The sequence below is a fragment of the Lacticaseibacillus zeae DSM 20178 = KCTC 3804 genome, assembly GCF_000260435.1.
GTDB classification, from domain to species: domain Bacteria; phylum Bacillota; class Bacilli; order Lactobacillales; family Lactobacillaceae; genus Lacticaseibacillus; species Lacticaseibacillus zeae.
On sequence record NZ_BACQ01000021.1, the window covers coordinates 1 to 840 of the forward strand.

Below are 840 nucleotides of genomic sequence, written 5' to 3' on the forward strand. Positions count from 1 at the left end.
GCTTAGAAACCGGAGTGTAAGTGGCCGCCGGGCGTGATGGCTGGGTTTTGCCATTGCGACCGAGGTCCTTACACGCAGGTTTCTGGGTTGGCGAACGCGTTATGGTTCAAGTGTCAGAAACGCTTGTCTGATCAGCGATTTTCATGCTTAATCATCGGGACGCTTGCGTTTCTTTAGGCCGCCAAGGAGCAGTGAGAAGCCTGCCAGCAGCAATCCCCAAATTGAGAGACTTGTAGCCTGTTCATCACCGGTTTGTGGTAACTGACGGCGAGCATTACCATTACGAGCATTGCCATTAATAGTCTTATTTCCAGAATGAGCGTTGGTGTCAACACGATTCTTATCACTATTAGACGGATTGCCAACCTTGTGTTCACCTGGTCTAGGCTGGTTGGTCGTATCACCCGGCTCCGTTACATGATCGCTAGGCTTTTCGCCAGACTCGCCACCACCAGTACCTGGTAACTCGTGCTGACTGGTTTTGCCGTTAAACAGTAATTGAGCAGTTGCATAGGTGACCGCGCCACTTCCGCTATCATGACCGTTGACAAATCTTGTGCCAAACGCAATTTCAACCTTATAACCCGATTGATCCGCCAACTTAGTCAGGATGAATTCGATCGTATTGGCCGGAATGCTATCACTCGCTGTTTGGTTCTGCGCTTTCGTGAATGCAGAAACCAAAGCGTACTTGAGTGAAGTCGGATCAAGCGAATGACCGTAAATATCCGTGATGCTGGTGATCATGCTCTTAATGGTGTCTGCAGTGATGAGAGCATCGTTGTTAATGTTGATGTCATGAATCACCACGACCGGATTCCGCAAGTTATCACCGATCTG

The 840-nt window shown here is 49.2% G+C and carries 1 protein-coding gene; it reads right to left on the reverse strand.

The window, feature by feature from the left end; all coding sequences use genetic code 11:
• Positions 1–147: 147 nt before the first annotated feature.
• Positions 148–840 (reverse strand): LPXTG cell wall anchor domain-containing protein (locus GSO_RS15500; RefSeq protein ID WP_010489079.1); only part of this gene is annotated, 693 nt, incomplete at its 5' end.